The sequence below is a fragment of the Streptomyces sp. NPDC026659 genome (genome assembly GCF_040638245.1).
In the GTDB taxonomy this organism is placed as follows: Bacteria; Actinomycetota; Actinomycetes; order Streptomycetales; family Streptomycetaceae; genus Streptomyces.
In genome coordinates, this window is sequence record NZ_JBEZXY010000003.1 from 574,469 (window position 1) to 593,554 (window position 19,086).

The following is a 19,086-nucleotide window of genomic DNA, read 5'->3' on the forward strand; positions in this document are numbered from 1 at the left end:
CTTCCCGCGCACCGGGCACCCCTCGTCGGCCGTACCGCTCCCTAGGGCCTGTCTTTCGGATCAGCCCGAGTCGCGGGGGCTGGCACGCACATCTGCGGCGTTGTCGTCACTCGCCGACGCTCCGCGTCGACTCCCTCCTCCGCCTTGCAGTTGCACGCACCAGCCCCCGCTCGGGTCGGCCGAAAAGCTCGCTCGGCTGGAGCTGCCTGATCCGAAAGACAGGCCCTAGTCGTCGCTGGGCTTGGACGGCATCCGGCTCTGGATGAGCGCCATGACCGTGGAGTCGGCCAGGGTCGTCACGTCACCCAGCTCGCGGTCCTCCGCCAGCTCGCGCAGCAGTCGGCGCATGATCTTGCCGGAGCGGGTCTTGGGCAGCTCCACGACCGGCTGCACGCGCTTCGGCTTGGCGATCGGGCCCAGCGTGGCGCCCACGTGGTCGCGCAGCTCGGCGACGAGCTTCTCGTCCTCCGTCACGTTCCCGCGCAGGATCACGAAGGCGACGATGGCCTGGCCCGTGGTCTCGTCCGCCGCGCCCACGACCGCCGCCTCGGCGACCGCCGGGTGCGAGACGAGCGCCGACTCCACCTCCGTGGTGGAGATGTTGTGCCCGGACACCAGCATCACGTCGTCCACCCGCCCGAGCAGCCAGATGTCGCCGTCGTCGTCCTTCTTGGCGCCGTCGCCCGCGAAGTACTTGTCCGGGAAGCGCGCCCAGTACGTGTCCAGGAACCGCTGGTCGTCGCCCCAGATGGTGCGCAGCATCGACGGCCACGGCTCGGTCAGGACCAGATAGCCGCCGCCTCCGTTCGGCACCTCGTGGCCCTCGTCGTCCACGACCGTCGCGCCGATGCCGGGCAGCGGGCGCTGCGCGGAACCGGGCTTGGTCTCGGTGACGCCGGGCAGCGGCGAGATCATCATCGCGCCGGTCTCGGTCTGCCACCAGGTGTCGACGACCGGGGTGCGGTCGGCGCCGATGTTCTTGCGGTACCAGATCCACGCCTCGGGGTTGATCGGCTCGCCCACCGAGCCCAGGACGCGCAGCGAGGTCAGGTCGAACTGCGCGGGGATGTCGTCGCCCCACTTCATGAACGTCCGGATCGCCGTCGGGGCGGTGTAGAGGATCGAGACGCGGTACTTCTCCACGATCTCCCAGAACCGGCCCTGGTGCGGGGTGTCCGGGGTGCCCTCGTACATCACCTGGGTCGCGCCGTTGGCCAGCGGGCCGTACACGATGTACGAGTGCCCGGTGACCCAGCCGACGTCGGCCGTGCACCAGTAGACGTCCGTCTCCGGCTTGAGGTCGAAGACGGCCCAGTGGGTGTACGCCGCCTGGGTGAGGTAGCCGCCCGAGGTGTGCAGGATGCCCTTCGGCTTACCCGTGGTGCCCGAGGTGTAGAGGATGAAGAGCGGGTGCTCCGCCCCGAACGCCTCCGGGGTGTGCTCCGCCGACTGGCGTCCGACCAGGTCGTGCCACCAGACGTCCCGCTCGGCGTCGAACGCCACGTCCTGCCCGGTACGGCGCACCACGAGCACGTGCTCGACCGAGCCGGACTTGGCGACCGCCTCGTCCACGGCAGGCTTGAGCGCGGACGGCTTGCCGCGCCGGAAGCCGCCGTCGGAGGTGATGACGACCTTGGCGTCCGCGTCCTTGATGCGGGTGGCCAGCGCGTCCGCCGAGAAGCCGCCGAAGACGACCGAGTGCGCGGCGCCGATGCGGGCCGTGGCCAGCATCGCGATCGCGGTCTCGGGGATCATCGGCATGTAGATCGCGACCCGGTCGCCCTTGCGGACACCCAGCTCCAGCAGGGCGTTGGCGGCCTTGGAGACCTCGTCCTTCAGCTCCGCGTAGGTGATCGAGCGGCTGTCGCCCGGCTCGCCCTCGAAGTGGATGGCCACCCGGTCGCCGTTCCCGGCCTCGACATGGCGGTCCACGCAGTTGTAGGCGACGTTCAGCTCGCCGTCCTGGAACCACTTGGCGAACGGCGGGTTCGACCAGTCCAGCGTCTCGGTCGGCTCCTTGGCCCAGCTCAGTCGCCGGGCCTGCTCGGCCCAGAAGCCGAGCCGGTCAGCCTTGGCCTGTTCGTACGCCTCGGCCGTGACGTTGGCGTTCGCCGCCAGGTCAGCGGGCGGCGCGAAGCGGCGCTCCTCCTTCAAGAGGTTGGCCAGGCTCTCGTTGCTCACGACATCTCCCTTTCCCAGGGTGTCCGTTGTGTCCCGGGCCACACCTCATCAGACCAGGAGGCCGATGACAAGGGTGGGCCGCAGAATTGGTTTAGACCTTTCTGCGACCCATCCGGAATGACCGCTCACGCGGGACCGCAGACCTCTTCCACCTCTCTCATGTCCTCTCTGACGTCGTGGAACACCCCTTCCGCCGCGGGGCCGCCCAGCAGATAGGCCCGCGCCTCACCCACGTGGAAATACATCCCGTGCAGCTCCAGCGCACCGGCCGCCAGGGCGCGGGCCACCGACTCGTGCGCCCGCAGATGCGCCAGCTGCTGGACCACGTTGGTCAGACACAGCCGCTCCACCGCGTCGGCGGCGGGCCGCTCCGCCAGCCGGGGCGCCGTGCCGGCGTCGGTGGCCATCCGCTCCAGGCTCGGCAGCCCGTACCGCAGCCAGCGTCTGAGCGGGGTCGGGGCGGCGCCGGGCTCCGCCGTGAGCAGCGCCTGCATCGCGCCGCACCCGGAGTGCCCGCACACCGTGATCGAGCGGACCCCGAGCACGTCCACCGCGTATTCGATGGCGGCGCCCACCGAGTCGTCGCCGTGCTCCTCGCCCGGCGGCGGGACCAGGTTCCCCACGTTGCGCACCACGAAGAGATCGCCGGGACCGCTCGCGGTGATCATCGAGGTGACCAGCCGGGAGTCGGCACAGGTGAGAAACAGCTGCGAGGGCCGCTGCCCCTCCCGCGCCAGCCGCGCCAGCTCCTCCCGGACCAGCGGGGCGGTGTTCCGCTGGAACGAGCTGATGCCTCGGGCGAGTTCGTGGGGGTAGGTGTCGGGGGCGGTGGTGCCGGGTGCGGCGGTTTCGGGGGTGCGGGTTTCGGCAGTGGTGCCGGGTGCGCGCGTTTCGATGCCGGTGGCGGGGGTGAGGTCCGCGCGTGCGGGCTCCGGGTCTCCGGCCGGACCGGCGCCGCCGGACGGCATCGCGCACTGGTGGTTGCGCCATGGTGTCCAGGGACGGCAGCGGCAGGCGGTGGAGGACGCCTCGGGGGAGTGGAACGTGCCGTGTCTGCCGGTCAGTTCGGCCGAGCCGCCGCGCGCGGTGTGGGAGGTCCGCCAGTCCTGCAGCGCCTCGTACGCCGCGTGGTCCATGAAGGAGCCGTCCAGCTCCACGACCGCGCGGCCGCCCTGGGGCACATGATGCAGGGTTCTGCTGAGCCGGGGCACGGCGAGGAACGTCAACTGGCCGCGTACGCGCACATGGTGGACCCCGTCCTTCTCCTCGTGCGTGATGCGGGTGTGGGTGAGGCGGCGCAGGGCGAGGAAGACGGCCACGGCGATCCCGAGGAGTACGCCCTCCAGGACGCCGAGGACGACGACGCCGAGCGTGGTGGCGGCGTACACCGGGACCTCGCGGTGCCGGTTCACCGTACGGATGTGGTGCAGGGACACCATCTGGACACCGACGGCCATCACCAGGGCGGCGAGCGCGGCGAGCGGGATGTGCTCCAGGAGCGGAACCATCAGCAGCGTGGCGATCACCACGAGGACGCCGTGCAGCATCGTGGAGTTGCGGCTGACCGCGCCCGCGTTCACGTTCGCCGTGCTGCGGACGGCCACTCCGGCGACGGGCAGGCCGCCGAGGGCGCCGGAGACGATGTTGGCCGCGCCCTGACCGAGGAGCTCGCGGTCGAGGTCCGAGCGGCCGAGCCGGGCCTGGGCTCCGGTGCGGGCGGCGGCCATCTTGTCCACGGCGACCGCGCCGAGCAGGGACTGCACGCTGCACACCAGGGTCGTGGTGAGCACGGCGGCCACGACACCGAGCGCCGGTCCCTCGGGCAGCCCGGCCAGCGCGTGGCTGCTCCAGGAGGGCAGGTCGACACGGGGCAGGCTGAGTCCGGTGAGCAGGGCGGCCGCCGTGGCCCCGGTGACCGCGACGAGCGGGGCCGGGACCTTGCGCAGCAGGCGCCCCGGTTCGCCGGGCAGGCGCGGCCAGGCCAGCAGCAGTGTCAGGGTCAGCGCGCTCACCGTCACCGCGGCCGGGTCCAGGTGCGCCAACTGGTGTGGCAGTGCACGGAGGTTGCTCAGCACCGAGCTGTCCGGGCTGCCGCCGATCACGATGTGCAGCTGGGCCACGGCGATGGTGACGCCGATGCCCGCGAGCATCCCGTGGACCACGGCCGGGCTGACCGCGAGGGCGCCGCGCGCCACCCGCAGGCAGCCCAGGCCGAGTTGGGCGAGTCCGGCGAGGACGGTGATCCCGCAGGTCGCCCGCCAGCCGTACCGGTGGATCAGGTCGGCGGTGACCACGGTCAGTCCGGCGGCCGGGCCGCTGACCTGGAGCGGGCAACCGCCGATCCGGCCGGCGACGATCCCGCCGACGGCGGCGGCGACCAGGCCCGCCTGTAGGGGCGCGCCGGTGGCGAGCGCGATGCCGAGCGAGAGCGGCAGGGCGATGAGGAAGACGGCGACGGAAGCGGACAGGTCGGCACCCTCGACGGCGAAACGGCGACGCCGGGGCGGTGGGTCGGTGGGTGGGGAATGGGAGTGAACGCGAGTGGGGGCGGTGGCTGACATCGTTCCCGTCTCCTCCGGGGCTGCGCGGTCGCGGACTTGGGGTGGCTCGCCCGATCTCCACCGTGTGATGGCGGGACATGGGGCGGGTGTTCGGTCGCGGCCGTGGGTCACGGCGTACAGCGGCGGGATGGATCAAATTTCGGTAAATGAATCGTAATGGCGAGTAAATGTCCCGCATAGTTTTTCGAGGCATATGGCGCATATCTCCACCCTCCAGAGTGAAGGGGTCATTTCATCGGCTTGTCGTACTAATTCCTTCTCGGCCCCGTGCGACCTTGGCGGCGCCGTCGGGGCGAACCCGGCGCGTCACCGCAGAAAGCCGTCATCAACTCGCCCGAGAGAAGCGCCTGAGAGAAGGAAGAAGGTGGGCGGAAATATGGCCGCCACCCAGAGGATTGCCGTCTGTGCCATGGTCGCCGCGGCCGGTGCCGCATCCCTCGCCGGCTGCGCCACCGGCTCCCACCCCGTGAAGGAAGGTGCGCCCGGCCCGCAGAACGGGGTCGACGCCCCCAGGAGCGTGGTCCGTCTGATCGGCGACGGGTCCACCGCCTACACCGGGTCGCAGCCGCACCTGCCCAGGCCCGAGAAGCTGAAGCCGGGTCAGAAGCCACCGCAGTTCGTGGTGTTCTCCTGGGACGGCGCCGGGGAGGACAGCCAGAAGCTGTTCTCGCACTTCCGCAAGGTCGCCAAGGACAACCACGCGAACATGACGTTCTTCCTCAGCGGCGTCTACATGCTGCCGGAGGCCAAGCGCGACCTCTACAAGCCGCCGCAGCACTCGCCGGGCCGCTCCGACATCGGCTTCAACGACGACCAGGGCATCGCCGACACCGCCAAGCAGGCCCGCCTCGCCTGGCTGGAGGGCAACGAGATCGGCACCCACTTCAACGGCCACTTCTGCGGACCCGACGGCGGGGTCGGCGAGTGGTCGGTGGACGAGTGGAAGAGCGAGATCGACCAGGCCAAGCAGTTCGTGAAGACCTGGAAGACCAACTCGGGCCTGAAGAACGCCTCCCCGCTGCCCTTCGACTACGACAAGGAACTCATCGGCGCCCGCACCCCCTGCCTGGAGGGGCAGAAGAACTTCATGAAGGCGGCGAGCCAGATGGGCTTCCGCTACGACTCCAGCGGCGTCAACAACCAGCTCTGGCCGAAGAAGAAGGACGGCCTGTGGGACCTGTCGATGCAGCTGGTCCCCTTCCCCGGGCACACCTTCGAGCAGCTGACCATGGACTACAACTTCATGGTCAACCAGTCCGGCACCCAGACCCAGGGCGACCCCGACAAGTTCGGTCTCTGGGGCGACGAGATGCGTGACGGCCTGCTCAAGGGCTTCGACCGCGCCTACAACGGCAACCGCGCGCCCCTGATCATCGGCAACCACTTCGAGTCCTGGAACGGCGGCACCTACATGCGGGCCATCGAGGACGTGGTGAAGACGGTGTGCGGCAAGCCCGACGTGCGCTGCGTCTCCTTCCGTGAACTGGCCGACTGGCTGGACACGCAGGACCCGCAGACCCTCACGAAGCTGCGCACCCTGGAGGTCGGGGAGACGCCCAGGCAGGGCTGGGCGTCCTTCCTCTCCGGCCGCCCGGCACCGGCGCCGAAGGGCGTGCCCGGGGCGCCGGCGGCCAAGCAGTAGGAGGCGACGGCCGGGAGGCGGGCGTCGACCAGGAGACAGGGATCGTCGGCCGGGCCGTACACGTCAGGCGGGGGTGGCGACACCCTCGCCCAGCACGAAGCCGGGATCGATCTGCGCCGCCAGATCGGTCCCGGTGCGCTCGTTCCCCCACGACTCGGCGTTCTTCAGATGGAAGTGCGCCATCTGGCGGGTGTAGCGCTCCCGGTCGCGCAGCGCGTACGTTGCGTCGGCGGCGGTCCTCAGCCGGTGCAGCGCGGCCGCGTTGGTCTCCTCCAGGAGCCCGAAGCGGGGCGGGCGCCCCTTCTCCATGGCGCGCACCCAGTCCGAGTGCCCGACCGTCACCAGCAGGTCGTCCCCGACCTCCTTGCGCAGGAAGTCGACGTCGTCCTGGGCCTGGACCTTGTTGCCGACGACCTTCAGCGTGACGTCGAAGTCGCGGGCGTACTCCTTGTACTGGCGGTAGACGGAGACCCCCTTCCGCGTCGGCTCGGCGACGAGGAACGTCATGTCGAAGCGGGTGAACATGCCGGAGGCGAAGGAGTCCGAACCGGCGGTCATGTCCACCACCACGTACTCGTCGGGGCCGTCGACGAGATGGTTCAGGAACAGCTCCACCGCTCCCGTCTTGGAGTGGTAGCAGGCGACCCCCAGGTCGGCGTCGGTGAAGGGGCCGGTGACCATCAGACGGACGGCGCCGCCGTCGAGTTCCACCGGGCGCGCGCAGGCGTCGTAGATCGCGTTGGGCTCGCGCACCCGGACCAGCCGCGAGCCCTCGCCGGGCGGGGTCGTCTTGATCATCGTCTCGGCGGAGGCGATGCGCGGGTTGCTGCCGCGCAGATGGTTCTTGATGAGCCGCAGCCGGTCGCCCATGGCGGGCAGCGCGGCCGCCTCCGCCTCGTCGAGGCCGAGGGCGGGGCCGAGGTGCTGGTTGATGTCGGCGTCGATGGCGACCACGGGGGCTCCGGCGGCCGCCAGATGGCGGATGAAGAGGGAGGAGAGCGTGGTCTTGCCGCTGCCGCCCTTCCCGACGAAAGCAATTTTCATGTTCACGAACGGTAGTCGCTTCATTGCTGTGTGTGTCATGGAGTCCGGCGAAGACCACTCCTTCGTGGGGTGGCCGTCGGGTGTCCACGGGGCTTCCCCAGGGGTGCGGGTCCGGTCGACGGGCGGACGCGTAGGGTCGTACGCATGAGTACGACTGGTGCGACCGCCGACCCGCTCGCCGCTCTGGGATCGCTGCCCGGTGTGGCCGACTCCGTGGAGTCCGTGCGCAAGGCCGTGGACCGGGTCTACGGGCACCGGATCATGCGGCGCCGCAGCAACGCGATCACCTCCGAGGCCGCGCTGCGCGGGGCGCGTGGTTCGGCCGCGCTGTCCGGTGCCGACTGGGCTCTGGAGGAGGTGCGGCGGCGTACGGACTTCAGTACCGACACCGAGGCGCGCGCCATGGGCGCGGCCCTCAGGCTGACCGCCGAGGCGGGCCAGCTGCTGTCCATCTGGCGGCAGTCGCCCCTGCGGGTGCTGGCCCGGCTGCACCTGGTGGCGGCCGCGAGCGACGGCGACGAGGTGGGCCGTCCGCGCCGCGCCGGCGAGACGGCCGACGAGCCGCTGATCGAGCTGCCGCTGCCGGACGCCCCCGAGGTCTCGGGCCGCCTGGACGGCCTCGCGGAGCTGATCATCGCGGGCAGCTCGGCGCCCGCCCTGGTGACGGCCGCCGTGGTGCACGGCGAACTGCTCGCGCTGCGCCCCTTCACCTCGCACAACGGGCTCGTCGCCCGCGCCGCCGAGCGCATCGTGCTCATCGGCAGCGGTCTGGACCCGAAGGCGGTGTGCCCCTCCGAGGTCGGCCACGCCGAGCTGGGGCGCGCGGCCTATCTGGGCGCGCTGGAGGGGTACGTCTCGGGCACCCCCGACGGCATGGCGGCCTGGATCGCGCACTGCGGCCGAGCGGTCGAACTCGGTGCCCGTGAGTCGACGGCGGTGTGCGAGGCGCTTCAGCGCGGAGCGGCCTGAGCGGGGCCGGGCGAGGGGCGGCCGAAGGCGGGGTGCCCCGGACAGGGTTGCGGCGGTACGAATCCCTCTCGTACCGCCGCTGGCATGTTCACCCGGGTTACCAAGCGTCCTCGTGTGTTGCTCATCAGGTCGGGGTGCTTTGCCCGGCCCTGGTGTAGCAGGCCCGTAATCGACGGTCCGACGTCGCGTGGGTGCCCAGTGTTCATGCAAGGTCCGTGGGGCCAAGTGCGTAGTAACAGGTAATCCTCGCGGATGTCCTTTGGTCTCGCGGGCCGTTGATTCCTTTGTACTGCAAAAGTGGAGAAATCGGAACCCCTGGCCGCACTTCTTTGCTTATGAACCCATCCCGGATTTCAGGTTTGAATCCCGGGTGAACCGGTCCGGACAGGGAAGAAACGGTCAGGCGGTCGTGGTGCGGCGCCGGTTGGCGTACCAGACGAGGCCGGCCGTGGCCGCCGCCGCGCCCAGGGCCGCCATCGCGACGAGCGCGGGTCGCGGTGGCACCGAGAGCGCGGGCAGTCGCTGCTTGAGCCGGACCGGCTTGCGGAACTCCAGGACCGGCCAGCCGCGCGCGACCGCCTCACGGCGCAGCGCGCGGTCGGGGTTCACGGCGTGCGGGTGGCCCACCGCCTGGAGCATCGGCAGGTCGGTCACCGAGTCGCTGTAGGCGTGGCTGCGGTCGAGGTCGTACCCCTCGGACGCGGCCAGCTCCCGGACGGCCTCGGCCTTGGTGGGGCCGTAGGCGTAGTACTCCACCTCGCCGGTGTAGCAGCCGTCCTCGCCGACGACCAGGCGTGTGGCCACCACGCGGTCGGCGCCGAGCAGTTCGCCGATCGGCTCCACCACCTCGGCGCCGGAGGTGGACACGATCACGACGTCGCGTCCGGCGGCGTGATGGCGCTCGATGAGCGAGGCGGCCTCGTCGTAGATGATCGGGTCGATCAGGTCGTGCAGGGTCTCGGCCACGATCTCCCTGACCTGCCGCACGTTCCAGCCGCGGCACAGCGTGGACAGATACTCGCGCATCCGCTCCATCTGGTCGTGGTCCATACCTCCGGCCAGGAAGACGAACTGGGCATATGCGGTACGCAAGGCCGCCCTGCGGTTGATCAGTCCGCCTTGGTAGAAGGACTTGCTGAAGGTGAGTGTGCTCGACTTCGCAATGACCGTCTTGTCCAGGTCGAAGAAGGCCGCTGCGCGGGGCAAGGAGTGGTTTTCCACAACCCTGAGCATAGGCGCCCACCATTCGGCGTAAGGTGTGGCGCGTGGGTTTGCCTGAGAGGCCTCTCGGGTACACCATGGAAGTCACGGATCGTTCGCGACCGTGCTAACCCGGTCCGGCTCCTCCCCCCCCCCGAGTCGGACCGTGGGGACGACCCCCGCTCTCCCCCCCGGCGGGGGTCGTCGCATGTCCAAGTGGGGTTTCTCCTTCCTCTTCCGGTGTGAACCCGGTGGCGGCCGATGGTCGGCCGCCGTTTCGTCATGCCCATGATTGATTACGTACGGTAATCATCGGGGTGCTCTGTGGAAGTCGTACACGAACCGTGTGCGCGTCACTGGTTTGAGTGACGGAGATATTCACAGGCCCTTCGGCATCCACAGTTTTCGATCAAGATCCACATCATTTTCGGGTTCGCCGCATCGTGATTCCACCGCGCTCCGGAGCGGGCCGCTCGATGGCCTGATCGCAATGCCGGGGGCGCGTATGGCCGGTTCCTATCGGCCGTTCATATGGAGACCTTTACCGGTTCTCCACAACTTGGGGAATCGCGTGGCCCGAGGGGACCGCGCGCACCACGCAGCGAAAGGGAATCCGCCATGACCGGAATCGTCACCCACGATCCGCCGCCGACCGCCGGAGACCGGGCGGCCCGCCCGCTCATCGTCACCGAGGACGCCCTGCTCCTGGACGACCTGCTGCGCCTGTGCGCGGCGGCGGGTGCCACACCCGAGGTCCACCACGGCGTCCCGGACCACGGCGGCGGCTGGTCGGCGGCCCCGCTCGTGCTCGTCGGGGACGACGCCGCCCGCCGTGTGCGCGGGGCCGCGCGCCGCAGAGGAGTGGTGCTGGTGGGCCGCGACCAGGACGACCCCGACGTGTGGAAACGCGCCGTCGAGATCGGCGCCGACCATGTCCTGATGCTGCCCGACGGCGAGCAGTGGCTCGTCGACCGCATCGCCGACGTGGCCGAAGGAGTCGGCCGCCCCGCCCTCACCGTCGGGGTCATCGGCGGCCGGGGCGGCGCCGGGGCCTCCACCCTCGCCTGCGCCCTCGCCGTCACCTCCGCCCGCGAGGGGGTGCGCACCCTCCTGGTGGACGCCGATCCGCTGGGCGGCGGACTCGACGTGCTCCTCGGCGGCGAGAGCGCCGAGGGCCTGCGCTGGCCCGCCTTCGCCGCCTCGCGCGGCCGGGTCGGCGGCGGCGCCCTGGAGGAGTCCCTGCCCGAACTGCACGCCCTGCGGGTGCTCAGCTGGGACCGGGGCGACTGCGTGGCCGTCCCGCCCCAGGCCGTCCGCGCGGTGCTCGCCGCCGCCCGGCGGCGCGGCGGCACGGTCGTCGTCGACCTCCCGCGCCGCCTGGACGACGGGGTCGCGGAAGTCCTCGCCCAGCTCGACCTGGCTCTGCTCGTCGTCCCCGCCGAACTGCGCGCCATGGCCGCCGCGGGCCGAGTCGCCTCCGCCGTCGGCATGGTCGTGCGCGACCTGCGCGTGGCGGTGCGCGGGCCGGGCGCGCCCGGGCTCGACGACCGCGAGGTGGCCCGGCTGCTCGACCTCCCCCTCGCCGGCACCGTCCCCTTCGAGTCCGTGCTGGCACGGCCGCGCGGTACCGCCAAGCCGCCCGGCGCGACCGGACGCGGCCCGCTGGCCCGCTTCTGCACCGCCTTCTGGGAGCAGGCCCTGGCCGAGACGGGAGGCCCCCGATGACCCTCCCCGGACTCGACCGGGCCGACGGCGCGGCCCTGCTCGACGGCGTCCGGCGCCGCCTGGCCGAGAGCGGCGCCGAACCCACCCCGGCCCGGGTCGCCCAGGCGCTGCGCGAACAGGGCCGGGTCCTGGGCGACGCCGAGGTCCTCGGCGCGGCCGAGCATCTGCGCTCCGAACTCGTCGGCTCCGGCCCCCTGGAACCGCTGCTCGCGGACCCCGCCGTCACCGACGTCCTGGTGACCGCACCGGACCGGGTGTGGGTGGACCGGGGCGGCGGCCTGGAGCTGACCCGGGTGACCTTCCCCGACCCCGCGGCGGTACGACGTCTCGCGCAGCGGCTCGCCGCCGTCGCCGGGCGGCGCCTGGACGACGCGCGGCCCTGGGCGGACGCCCGGCTGCCCGACGGCACCCGGCTGCACGCCGTGCTGCCCCCGGTGGCCGTCGGCTGCACCTGCCTCTCCCTGCGCGTCGTACGGCCCCGTGCCTTCACCCTCGCCGAACTGGCCCGCGCGGGCACCCTGCCGCCCGCCGGCGACCGGCTCCTGCGCGCCCTGCTGGACGCCCGGCTGAGCTTTCTGATCAGCGGGGGGACCGGCACCGGCAAGACGACCCTCCTGAGCGCGCTGCTCGGCCTGGTCGGACCCGGAGAGCGCATCGTGCTCGCGGAGGACTCGGCCGAGCTGAGACCCGACCATCCCCACGTCGTACGGCTGGAGACCCGGCCCGCCAACCAGGAGGGCGCCGGTCTGGTCACGCTGGAGGACCTGGTCCGGCAGGCGCTGCGGATGCGGCCCGACCGGCTGGTCGTCGGGGAGGTGCGCGGCCCCGAGGTGGTGCATCTGCTGGCCGCGCTCAACACGGGCCACGAGGGCGGCTGCGGCACCGTGCACGCCAACGCGGCGGGCGACGTACCGGCCCGGCTTGAGGCGCTGGGTACGGCGGCCGGGCTCGACCGGGCCGCGCTGCACAGCCAGTTGGCGGCCGCCCTGTCGGTCGTGCTCCACCTTGTGCGCGACCGGACCGGACGGCGCCGGATCGCCGAGGTGCACGTCCTGGAGCGGGACGCCTCCGGGCTGGTGCGGACGGTACCCGCGCTGCGCTGGGGCGAGCGGGCGTTCGTCGCCGAGCGGGGGTGGGGGCGGCTGCGGGAGCTGTTGGGCGGCACGCGCGCCCAGGGAGTCGAGGACCGCGTGAGCGGTCGTGGCGAGAGGAGCGGTGGCGATGGCTGAGGTCGGCATGGGCGAACTGGGCACGAGCGCTGCGCTGGTGTGTCTAGGCGCCATCGGATGGCTGTACCGCACACGGCAACAGGGCGTGCGCAGGGCTCGGTTGCTGCTGGCGGGCGGCGGAGCCGTGGCGACCGGGCCGCCTTCCGGGGAGCGGGTGACGGCCGAACTGCGGCGACTGACCGGCAGGTTGGGAGCCGAGTGGTGGTCGCTCGCGGCCGGGCTGCTCCTGACGCTCCTGGGCACCTCGGTGATTCCGGTGGTCGCGGGGGCCGCCGGGGTGCCGCTGCTGCGCCGGCTGCGGATCGCCCGGCAGGCCCGGCGGACCGAGGAACGCCGGGCGGAGGCGGTGATCGCCCTGTGCGGGGCGCTGGCCGGGGAGGTGCGCGCGGGACGGCAGCCCGGCGAGGCGCTGCTGCGGGCCGAACGGGACTGCGGCGGCCTGGGCGAGGCACAGGCCGCGGTGGTCGCCGCCGCCCGCTTCGGCGGGGACGTGCCGGGCGCCCTCGCCCTCGCGGCACGACGTCCGGGTGCCGAGGGCCTGCTGGGACTCGCCGCGTGCTGGCGGGTCGCCGTGGACCAGGGCGCGGGGCTCGCCGACGGTCTCGACCGGCTGGACGGCGCCCTGCGCGCCGAACACGGCCAACGGGCAGACCTCCGCGCCCAGTTGTCCGGCGCCCGCGCCACCGCCCTGCTGCTGGCCGCGCTCCCCGTGCTCGGGCTGCTGCTCGGCGCCGCCATGGGCGCCCACCCGCTGCGCGTACTGCTGCACACCGGGGCCGGACTCGGATGCCTGGCGGCCGGGGCGCTGTTCGAGGCGGCCGGGGTCTGGTGGTCCAGCCGGATCGTGCGGGGAGCCGAGACGACATGAACGGGGAATTCGTCCACAGGCTGGGGGTGACGGTGCTCGTGGTGCCGGTCCTGGCGTGGATGGTGCGGCGGGTGGATTCGGCCCGGCGGGGGCGGAGGGAGAGACGTCGGGCGGCGGGCCTGCTGGGGGTGCCCGCGGGTGGCAGGCGAACGACGGCGGCCGGGCTGCCGGCTGTGCCGGTGTTCGGCCGAGGGTGCGCCGCTCCCGGTCCTCCGCCCTCCGGTCCTCCGCCCTCCGGTCCCGGAACCACCGCCGCCGGACTGGCGGGAGCCGTACGGCCGTGGCTGCCCCTCGCCGGAGCGGCCTGCGGGGCGTGGGTCCTGGTCGGCGGGGTCACGGGCCTCCTCGTGGGGCTCGGCGTCGCGGCCGGGCTGTGGCGGTGGCGCCGCGAGAGCGGTGCCCGGCAATCTGCCGAGACGGTCGACACGGCGGCCGCTGCCCGCCAACTCCCCCTCGCGGCAGAGTTGCTGGCGGCCTGCGTCGCGGCCGGAGCGGAGCCCGTGGTCGCCGCGCAGGCGGTCGGGGACGCCCTCGGCGGGCCCGTCGGGGACGCGCTGGCGCGGGGTGCGGCCGAGGTGCGGCTCGGCGGTGAACCGGCGGGCGCCTGGCGGAGGTTGACCGCGCTGCCCGGCGCGGGACCGCTGGCCCGGCTGCTGGAGCGGGCGTCCGAGTCGGGTCTGCCCGCGGCGGCCCCGGCGGCCCGGCTCGCCTCGGACGCACGGGCGGAGTCGGCCCGCGCCGCCACGACCCGGGCCCGCCGGGCGGCCGTGCTGATCTCCGCGCCCGTGGGGCTGTGCTTCCTGCCCGCCTTCATCGCCATCGGCGTGCTGCCCGTGGTGATCGGGCTGGCGGGCGGGGTGCTGGGAGGGGGTGGTCATTGAGAAGCGGTACGCCGGGAGCGGGTGACTCCCACGGCAGACAGAACTGAATCCGATGGAGACGAAAGGGACTTGAGATGCGACAGAAGGCAGGACTTGTGTGGCGGCGGCTGCGGGAGCGGTGCCGCGAGGACGCCGGAATGGTGACCTCCGAGTACGCCATGGGGATCATCGCGGCGGTCGGATTCGCGCTGCTCCTCTACGAGGTCGTCACCAGCGGGGAGGTCAAGGCGGAGCTCCAGGGCATCGTGAAACGGGCGCTCAGTGCGCACACATGAGCCGCGCGGGGACCGGGGGTTCGTGACCGCCGAGGCGGCCATGGCGCTGTCCGTGCTGGTGGCGTTCGTCATGGCACTGGTCTGGGGGCTGCTCGTGGTCGCCGCCCAGATCCGGTGCGTGGACGCCGCCCGCGCGGGCGCCCGGGCCGCCGCCCGGCAGGACCCCGAGGACGCGGTGCTGCGGGTGGCCCGCGAGACGGCGCCGGAGGGCGCCGAGGTGAGCGTCGGCCGCGAGGACGGCCGGGTCAGGGTGACCGTGGTGGCCAGACCACCGGTGCTGAGCGGGTTGCCGTTCGACGTACGGGAGGAGGCGGTGGCCGATGCGGAGGAGGGCGCCGGTGCGGGTGAGGCTCCGGCTCGGGAAGGAGGTGGGCGATGAGGTACCGGGACTCCACGGCCCGTCGGGGCCGGGGAGACCAGGGTTCCGCGACTGTCTGGAGCCTCGGGGCCGTCGCGGTGCTGTGCGTGGTGTTCGGCGCGGTGCTCGCCCTCGGGCACGCCGTCGCCGTCCGGCACCGCGCGGCCGGCGCGGCGGACCTCGCGGCGCTCGCGGCGGCGGACCACTGGGCCGAGGGCGGCGCGGCCGCGTGCGCCCGGGCCGAACGGGTGGCCACGGCACAGGGCGCGCGGCTCGTGCGGTGCGTGATCTCCGGGGAGGTCTCGGACGTGAGCGCGGGCGTGGGACGGGGACCGTTCACGGCGGAGGTCAGGTCCAGGGCGGGTCCGGCGGGTCCGGCGGGGCCGCCGGGGCCGGTGAGTCCGGCGGGTACGGCCGGTCCGGTGTCGGACCCCGAGGCTCCTGCCTCGCCACCCCTTCACTCGCCGACGCGCTCCCCTCCCGGCTGAGGGCCGGACTTCTCGGCACCGCTCGCCTCCGCACCCTCCGCCTCGGCGCCGCTCGCCCCGGTCTCCTCCACCGCGGCTCCGTTTGCCCCGCCCTCCTCCGTCCCGGCGCCTTCCGCCTCGGCCTGCTCCGGCCCGGCCCCTTCCGTCCCGGCGCCCTCCGCCTCCGCCGCCCCCCGCAGCAGAACCCCCAACAACCGCACCGCCCCCCGCTTGTGCAGTGGGTCGTTGCCGTTGCCGCACTTGGGGGACTGGATGCAGGAGGGGCAGCCCGCGTCGCACTCGCAGGAGGCGATGGCCTCGCGGGTGGCGGTGAGCCAGGAGCGGGCGGTGTGGAAGGCGCGTTCGGCGAAGCCGGCCCCGCCGGGGTGGCCGTCGTAGACGAAGACGGTCGGCAGCAGGGTGTCGGGGTGGAGCGGGACGGAGACACCGCCGATGTCCCAGCGGTCGCAGGTGGCGAAGAGGGGCAGCATGCCGATCGAGGCGTGTTCGGCGGCGTGCAGGGCGCCACCGAGGATCTCGGGGCTGATGCGGGCCTCGTCGAGCTGGTCCTCGGTGACCGTCCACCACACCGCGCGGGTGCGCAGCGTACGAGGAGGGAGGTCCAGTTTGGTCTCGCCGAGCACCTCACCGGTGATCAGGCGTCGGCGCAGGAAGGAGACGACTTGGTTGGTGACCTCGACGGAGCCGTAGCACAGGCGCCCGGCACCCCACGGGATCTCGGTGTCCGTCTCCAGGACGGAGATCGAGGTGGTGTCGCGGGCGACGGTGGAGTAGGGCGGGTCGGCCCGCTCCACCAGGGCGACGGAGTGCTTCAGGTCGAGGGAGCGCACCAGATAGGTGCGGCCCTGGTGGAGGTGGACGGCGCCCTCGTGGACGGTGGAGTGCGCGGAGCTCGCGTCCACCGTGCCGAGCAGGTGCCCGGTGCCCTCCTCCACGACCTGCACCGGGGGTCCGCCCTCGCCGCGGATGTCGGTCAGGTCGGCGGCGCGCTCGCGGCGCGTCCAGTGCCAGGCGCGGGTGCGGCGGCGCAGCAGCTTCGCGGCCTCCAGCTGGGGCAGCAGCTCGGCGGTCGCGGGGCCGAACAGGTCGAGGTCGGCCTCGGTGAGCGGGATCTCGGCGGCGGCGGCGCACAGGTGCGGGGCGAGGACGTAGGGGTTGTCGGGGTCCAGGACCGTGGATTCCACCGGACGGTCGAAGAGGGCCTCGGGATGGTGGACGAGGTAGGTGTCCAGCGGGTCGTCGCGGGCGACCAGCACCGCGAGCGCGCCCTGTCCGGCCCGGCCCGCGCGGCCCGCCTGCTGCCACAGGGAGGCCCGGGTGCCCGGGTAGCCCGCGATGACCACCGCGTCCAGCCCTGAGACGTCCACGCCCAGCTCCAGGGCGGTCGTGGCGGCGAGGCCGAGGAGTTCGCCGGAGTGCAGGGCGCGTTCCAGGGCCCGGCGTTCCTCGGGGAGGTAGCCGCCCCGGTAGGCGGCGACGCGCCGGGCCAGCGAGCGGTCGACCTCGGCCAGCCGTTCCTGGGCGATGACCGAGATCAGCTCGGCGCCGCGCCGGGAGCGTACGAAGGCGACCGAGCGCACGCCCTGGACGGCGAGGTCGGTCAGCAGGTCGGCCGTCTCGGCGGTGGCGGTGCGCCGTACGGGGGCGCCCTTCTCGCCGTGCAGTTCGGTGAGCGGGGGCTCCCAGAGGGCGAAGACGAGTTCGCCGCGTGGGGAGGCGTCGTCGGCGACCTCGACCACCGGCAGCCCGGTCAGCCGGCCGGCGGAGACGGCGGGCTCGGCGGCGGTGGCGGAGGCGAGCAGGAAGACGGGGGAGGAGCCGTAGCGGGCGCACAGCCGGCGCAGCCGTCGCAGCACCTGCGCGACGTGCGAGCCGAAGACGCCCCGGTAGGTGTGGCACTCGTCGATGACGACGTACTTGAGCGACTTCAGGAAGGAGGACCAGCGGGGGTGGGCGGGCAGGATGCCCCGGTGGAGCATGTCGGGGTTGGTCAGCACGTAGTTCGCGTGCTGGCGGACCCACTCGCGTTCCTCGAAGGGGGTGTCGCCGTCGTAGACGGCCGCGCGCACCGCCGTGCCGAGCGGACGGGCGAGTTCGCGCACCGCGCGGCACTGGTCGGCGGCCAGCGCCTTGGTGGGGGAGAGGTACAGGGCGGTCGCGCCCCGGCCGTTCGGCGCCTCGGAGCCGTCGAGGAGCGCGGAGAGCACCGGGACGAGATAGGCGAGGGACTTGCCGGAGGCGGTGCCGGTGGCGACGACCACCGAATCGCCGTCCAGCGCGTGCTCGGCGGCGAGTGCCTGGTGGGCCCACGGGTGCTCGATCCCGCACGCCTCGACGGCTGCGACGACCTCGGGGCGAATCCGGTCCGGCCAGACGGCATGGCGGCCCGCGCGCGGGGGCAAGTGCTCCGTATGAGTGATGCGCGCGGATCTGCTCGGGCCGGAGGCGAGTCGGCTGAGGACCGCCCCCGGGGACGGGTGGGACGCCGGGTCCGGCTGGGTTCGGTCGGGTCGGTGATTCTTGGCCATCGGCACCGAGTGTGTCACCGGCTTGACGGACAATGGAGCCAAGGCGTCGTGCACAACTGCCGGTAAGTGATTGAATGCCATCGCGGCTGGCGTTGCGTCCCGGGGGCCGCAGGCCGAGATGTCCCGAGGGACGACCGCTCGATAGCAAGGTGCTGGAGGTTCCGTGGACCTGTCCCTGTCGACCCGTACCGTCGGCGATCGCACGGTCGTCGAGGTCGGTGGCGAAATCGATGTGTATACCGCGCCCAAGCTGCGCGAGCAGCTGGTCGAGCTGGTGAACGACGGGAATTTCCACCTCGTCGTCGACATGGAGGGCGTGGACTTCCTCGACTCCACCGGGCTCGGCGTGCTGGTCGGCGGCCTGAAGCGGGTGCGTGCCCACGAGGGCTCGCTGCGCCTGGTGTGCAACCAGGAGCGCATCCTGAAGATCTTCCGCATCACCGGCCTCACCAAGGTGTTCCCGATTCACACCTCGGTCGAGGAAGCGGTGGAGGCCACCGACTGATTCCGGACCGTTCGCCGAGTCCGGGCCCCGCGCGGCCCGGACCCCGGCCGGTCCTGCTCCGTGCCGTGTGCCGGGGCGCAGAAGTACAGCGTGGGGTGCGGGCTTTCGGCTGCCCCGCCCCCGTATCGCACGCCCGTAGTCGCGAGGGGGATGCATGGCCACCGTCGAACTCCGCTTCAGCGCACTGCCCGAACACGTCCGTACCGCCCGTCTGGTGGCGGCGGCGGTGGCGCGCCGGGCCGGAGTGGACGAGGCCGTGCTGGACGAGGTCCGGCTCGCCGTGGGCGAGGCCTGCTCCCGCGCCGTCGGGCTGCACCAGAGCGGTGGCATCACCGCGCCGGTGAAGGTCGCGCTGATCGAGGAGGAGAAGCTGTTCTCCATCGAGGTCGGCGACGAGGCCCCGCATCCGGTCGCCGTCGAACGGGTGGCGGGCGGACCCGCGTCCGACGCGGACGTGGAGGCCGAGGAGGACGAGATGGGCCTCGCGGTCATCAGCGGACTGGTGGACGACGTCAAGGTCACCACGGGCGCGGACGGCGGTCTGATCCGCATGTCCTGGCCGACGGTGCCCCCGGTCACCCCGCTCCTCTGATCCCCCCCCCGCAGCACACGCATCACCCCTCAGGGCCCTG

At 72.8% G+C, this 19,086-nt stretch carries 16 protein-coding genes; 11 read left to right on the forward strand and 5 right to left on the reverse strand.

Annotated elements, in window-relative coordinates; translation table 11 throughout:
• Positions 1–225: 225 nt before the first annotated feature.
• Together acs and AB0E91_RS11595 are read right to left on the reverse strand one after the other, a co-directional pair.
• The gene (acs, locus tag AB0E91_RS11590) at positions 226–2,181 is read right to left on the reverse strand and encodes an acetate--CoA ligase (protein WP_361778762.1); all 1,956 of its coding nucleotides are present in this window, start codon (positions 2,179–2,181) and stop codon (positions 226–228) included.
• Between the two features lie 125 nt (positions 2,182–2,306).
• Positions 2,307–4,742 (reverse strand): SulP family inorganic anion transporter, encoded by a 2,436-nt coding sequence (locus tag AB0E91_RS11595; RefSeq protein WP_361778764.1) that lies wholly within the window; start codon positions 4,740–4,742, stop codon positions 2,307–2,309.
• Between the two features lie 376 nt (positions 4,743–5,118).
• Between AB0E91_RS11595 and AB0E91_RS11600 the strand changes: the two genes are divergently transcribed.
• Positions 5,119–6,384, forward strand: coding sequence for a hypothetical protein (locus tag AB0E91_RS11600; RefSeq protein ID WP_361778766.1), 1,266 nt, complete (start codon positions 5,119–5,121; stop codon positions 6,382–6,384).
• A 63-nt stretch (positions 6,385–6,447) separates the two neighbouring features.
• Here the strand turns inward: AB0E91_RS11600 and AB0E91_RS11605 are convergent, their stop codons facing one another.
• A complete protein-coding gene (locus AB0E91_RS11605; protein WP_361778768.1) occupies positions 6,448–7,428 on the reverse strand; it encodes an ATP-binding protein in 981 nt (326 codons plus the stop codon).
• Positions 7,429–7,572: 144 nt separating this feature from the next.
• Here AB0E91_RS11605 and AB0E91_RS11610 point away from each other — a divergent pair, with 144 nt between their 5' ends.
• Positions 7,573–8,397 (forward strand): oxidoreductase, encoded by an 825-nt coding sequence (locus tag AB0E91_RS11610; RefSeq protein WP_361778771.1) that lies wholly within the window; start codon positions 7,573–7,575, stop codon positions 8,395–8,397.
• 399 nt (positions 8,398–8,796) lie between these two features.
• Here the strand turns inward: AB0E91_RS11610 and AB0E91_RS11615 are convergent, their stop codons facing one another.
• Positions 8,797–9,630: an HAD-IB family hydrolase gene (locus AB0E91_RS11615; RefSeq protein WP_361778774.1), complete on the reverse strand. Its 834-nt coding sequence runs from the start codon at positions 9,628–9,630 to the stop codon at positions 8,797–8,799.
• A 585-nt stretch (positions 9,631–10,215) separates the two neighbouring features.
• Between AB0E91_RS11615 and ssd the strand changes: the two genes are divergently transcribed.
• From ssd to AB0E91_RS11650, 7 genes are all read left to right on the forward strand, one after another.
• The gene (gene ssd / locus AB0E91_RS11620; RefSeq protein WP_361778777.1) at positions 10,216–11,322 is read left to right on the forward strand and encodes a septum site-determining protein Ssd; all 1,107 of its coding nucleotides are present in this window, start codon (positions 10,216–10,218) and stop codon (positions 11,320–11,322) included.
• Positions 11,319–12,551 carry a TadA family conjugal transfer-associated ATPase gene (locus tag AB0E91_RS11625; RefSeq protein ID WP_361778780.1) on the forward strand — a complete coding sequence of 411 codons (1,233 nt, stop codon included), beginning with the start codon at positions 11,319–11,321 and terminating at the stop codon, positions 12,549–12,551. Before ssd ends, AB0E91_RS11625 begins: the two co-directional genes overlap by 4 nt.
• Positions 12,544–13,419, forward strand: a complete 876-nt coding sequence (locus AB0E91_RS11630; RefSeq protein WP_361778783.1) for a type II secretion system F family protein — start codon at positions 12,544–12,546, stop codon at positions 13,417–13,419. Before AB0E91_RS11625 ends, AB0E91_RS11630 begins: the two co-directional genes overlap by 8 nt.
• A complete protein-coding gene (locus AB0E91_RS11635; protein ID WP_361778786.1) occupies positions 13,416–14,300 on the forward strand; it encodes a type II secretion system F family protein in 885 nt (294 codons plus the stop codon). The genes AB0E91_RS11630 and AB0E91_RS11635 overlap by 4 nt, the downstream gene beginning before the upstream one ends.
• A 74-nt stretch (positions 14,301–14,374) precedes the next feature.
• The gene (locus tag AB0E91_RS11640) at positions 14,375–14,575 is read left to right on the forward strand and encodes a DUF4244 domain-containing protein (protein WP_161182221.1); all 201 of its coding nucleotides are present in this window, start codon (positions 14,375–14,377) and stop codon (positions 14,573–14,575) included.
• A gap of 40 nt (positions 14,576–14,615) precedes the next feature.
• Entirely contained in the window at positions 14,616–14,954 is a 339-nt protein-coding gene (locus AB0E91_RS11645; protein ID WP_361779078.1) for a TadE family type IV pilus minor pilin, read from the forward strand.
• Positions 14,951–15,421: an Rv3654c family TadE-like protein gene (locus AB0E91_RS11650; RefSeq protein WP_361778790.1), complete on the forward strand. Its 471-nt coding sequence runs from the start codon at positions 14,951–14,953 to the stop codon at positions 15,419–15,421. The genes AB0E91_RS11645 and AB0E91_RS11650 overlap by 4 nt, the downstream gene beginning before the upstream one ends.
• Here the strand turns inward: AB0E91_RS11650 and AB0E91_RS11655 are convergent.
• Positions 15,391–18,030, reverse strand: coding sequence for a DEAD/DEAH box helicase (locus AB0E91_RS11655; protein WP_361778793.1), 2,640 nt, complete (start codon positions 18,028–18,030; stop codon positions 15,391–15,393). The genes AB0E91_RS11650 and AB0E91_RS11655 overlap by 31 nt on opposite strands.
• An 82-nt stretch (positions 18,031–18,112) precedes the next feature.
• On the opposite strand from AB0E91_RS11655, the gene bldG reads away from it, so the two are divergent.
• A complete protein-coding gene (gene bldG / locus AB0E91_RS11660) occupies positions 18,113–18,454 on the forward strand; it encodes an anti-sigma factor antagonist BldG (RefSeq protein ID WP_018547960.1) in 342 nt (113 codons plus the stop codon).
• A 154-nt stretch (positions 18,455–18,608) separates the two neighbouring features.
• A complete protein-coding gene (locus AB0E91_RS11665) occupies positions 18,609–19,046 on the forward strand; it encodes an ATP-binding protein (protein ID WP_361778796.1) in 438 nt (145 codons plus the stop codon).
• The last annotated feature ends 40 nt before the right edge of the window (positions 19,047–19,086 follow it).

Coding starts and splice junctions, on each gene's coding strand:
- AB0E91_RS11640 (WP_161182221.1), top strand. CDS start 14,375: ATGCGACAGAAGGCAGGACTTGTGTGGCGGCGGCTGCGGGAGCGGTGC.
- AB0E91_RS11610 (WP_361778771.1), top strand. CDS start 7,573: ATGAGTACGACTGGTGCGACCGCCGACCCGCTCGCCGCTCTGGGATCG.
- AB0E91_RS11645 (WP_361779078.1), top strand. CDS start 14,616: ATGGCGCTGTCCGTGCTGGTGGCGTTCGTCATGGCACTGGTCTGGGGG.
- AB0E91_RS11605 (WP_361778768.1), bottom strand. CDS start 7,428: ATGAAAATTGCTTTCGTCGGGAAGGGCGGCAGCGGCAAGACCACGCTC.
- ssd (WP_361778777.1), top strand. CDS start 10,216: ATGACCGGAATCGTCACCCACGATCCGCCGCCGACCGCCGGAGACCGG.
- AB0E91_RS11625 (WP_361778780.1), top strand. CDS start 11,319: ATGACCCTCCCCGGACTCGACCGGGCCGACGGCGCGGCCCTGCTCGAC.
- AB0E91_RS11665 (WP_361778796.1), top strand. CDS start 18,609: ATGGCCACCGTCGAACTCCGCTTCAGCGCACTGCCCGAACACGTCCGT.
- AB0E91_RS11630 (WP_361778783.1), top strand. CDS start 12,544: ATGGCTGAGGTCGGCATGGGCGAACTGGGCACGAGCGCTGCGCTGGTG.
- AB0E91_RS11615 (WP_361778774.1), bottom strand. CDS start 9,630: ATGCTCAGGGTTGTGGAAAACCACTCCTTGCCCCGCGCAGCGGCCTTC.
- AB0E91_RS11635 (WP_361778786.1), top strand. CDS start 13,416: ATGAACGGGGAATTCGTCCACAGGCTGGGGGTGACGGTGCTCGTGGTG.
- AB0E91_RS11595 (WP_361778764.1), bottom strand. CDS start 4,742: ATGTCAGCCACCGCCCCCACTCGCGTTCACTCCCATTCCCCACCCACC.
- AB0E91_RS11650 (WP_361778790.1), top strand. CDS start 14,951: ATGAGGTACCGGGACTCCACGGCCCGTCGGGGCCGGGGAGACCAGGGT.
- AB0E91_RS11655 (WP_361778793.1), bottom strand. CDS start 18,030: ATGGCATTCAATCACTTACCGGCAGTTGTGCACGACGCCTTGGCTCCA.
- AB0E91_RS11600 (WP_361778766.1), top strand. CDS start 5,119: ATGGCCGCCACCCAGAGGATTGCCGTCTGTGCCATGGTCGCCGCGGCC.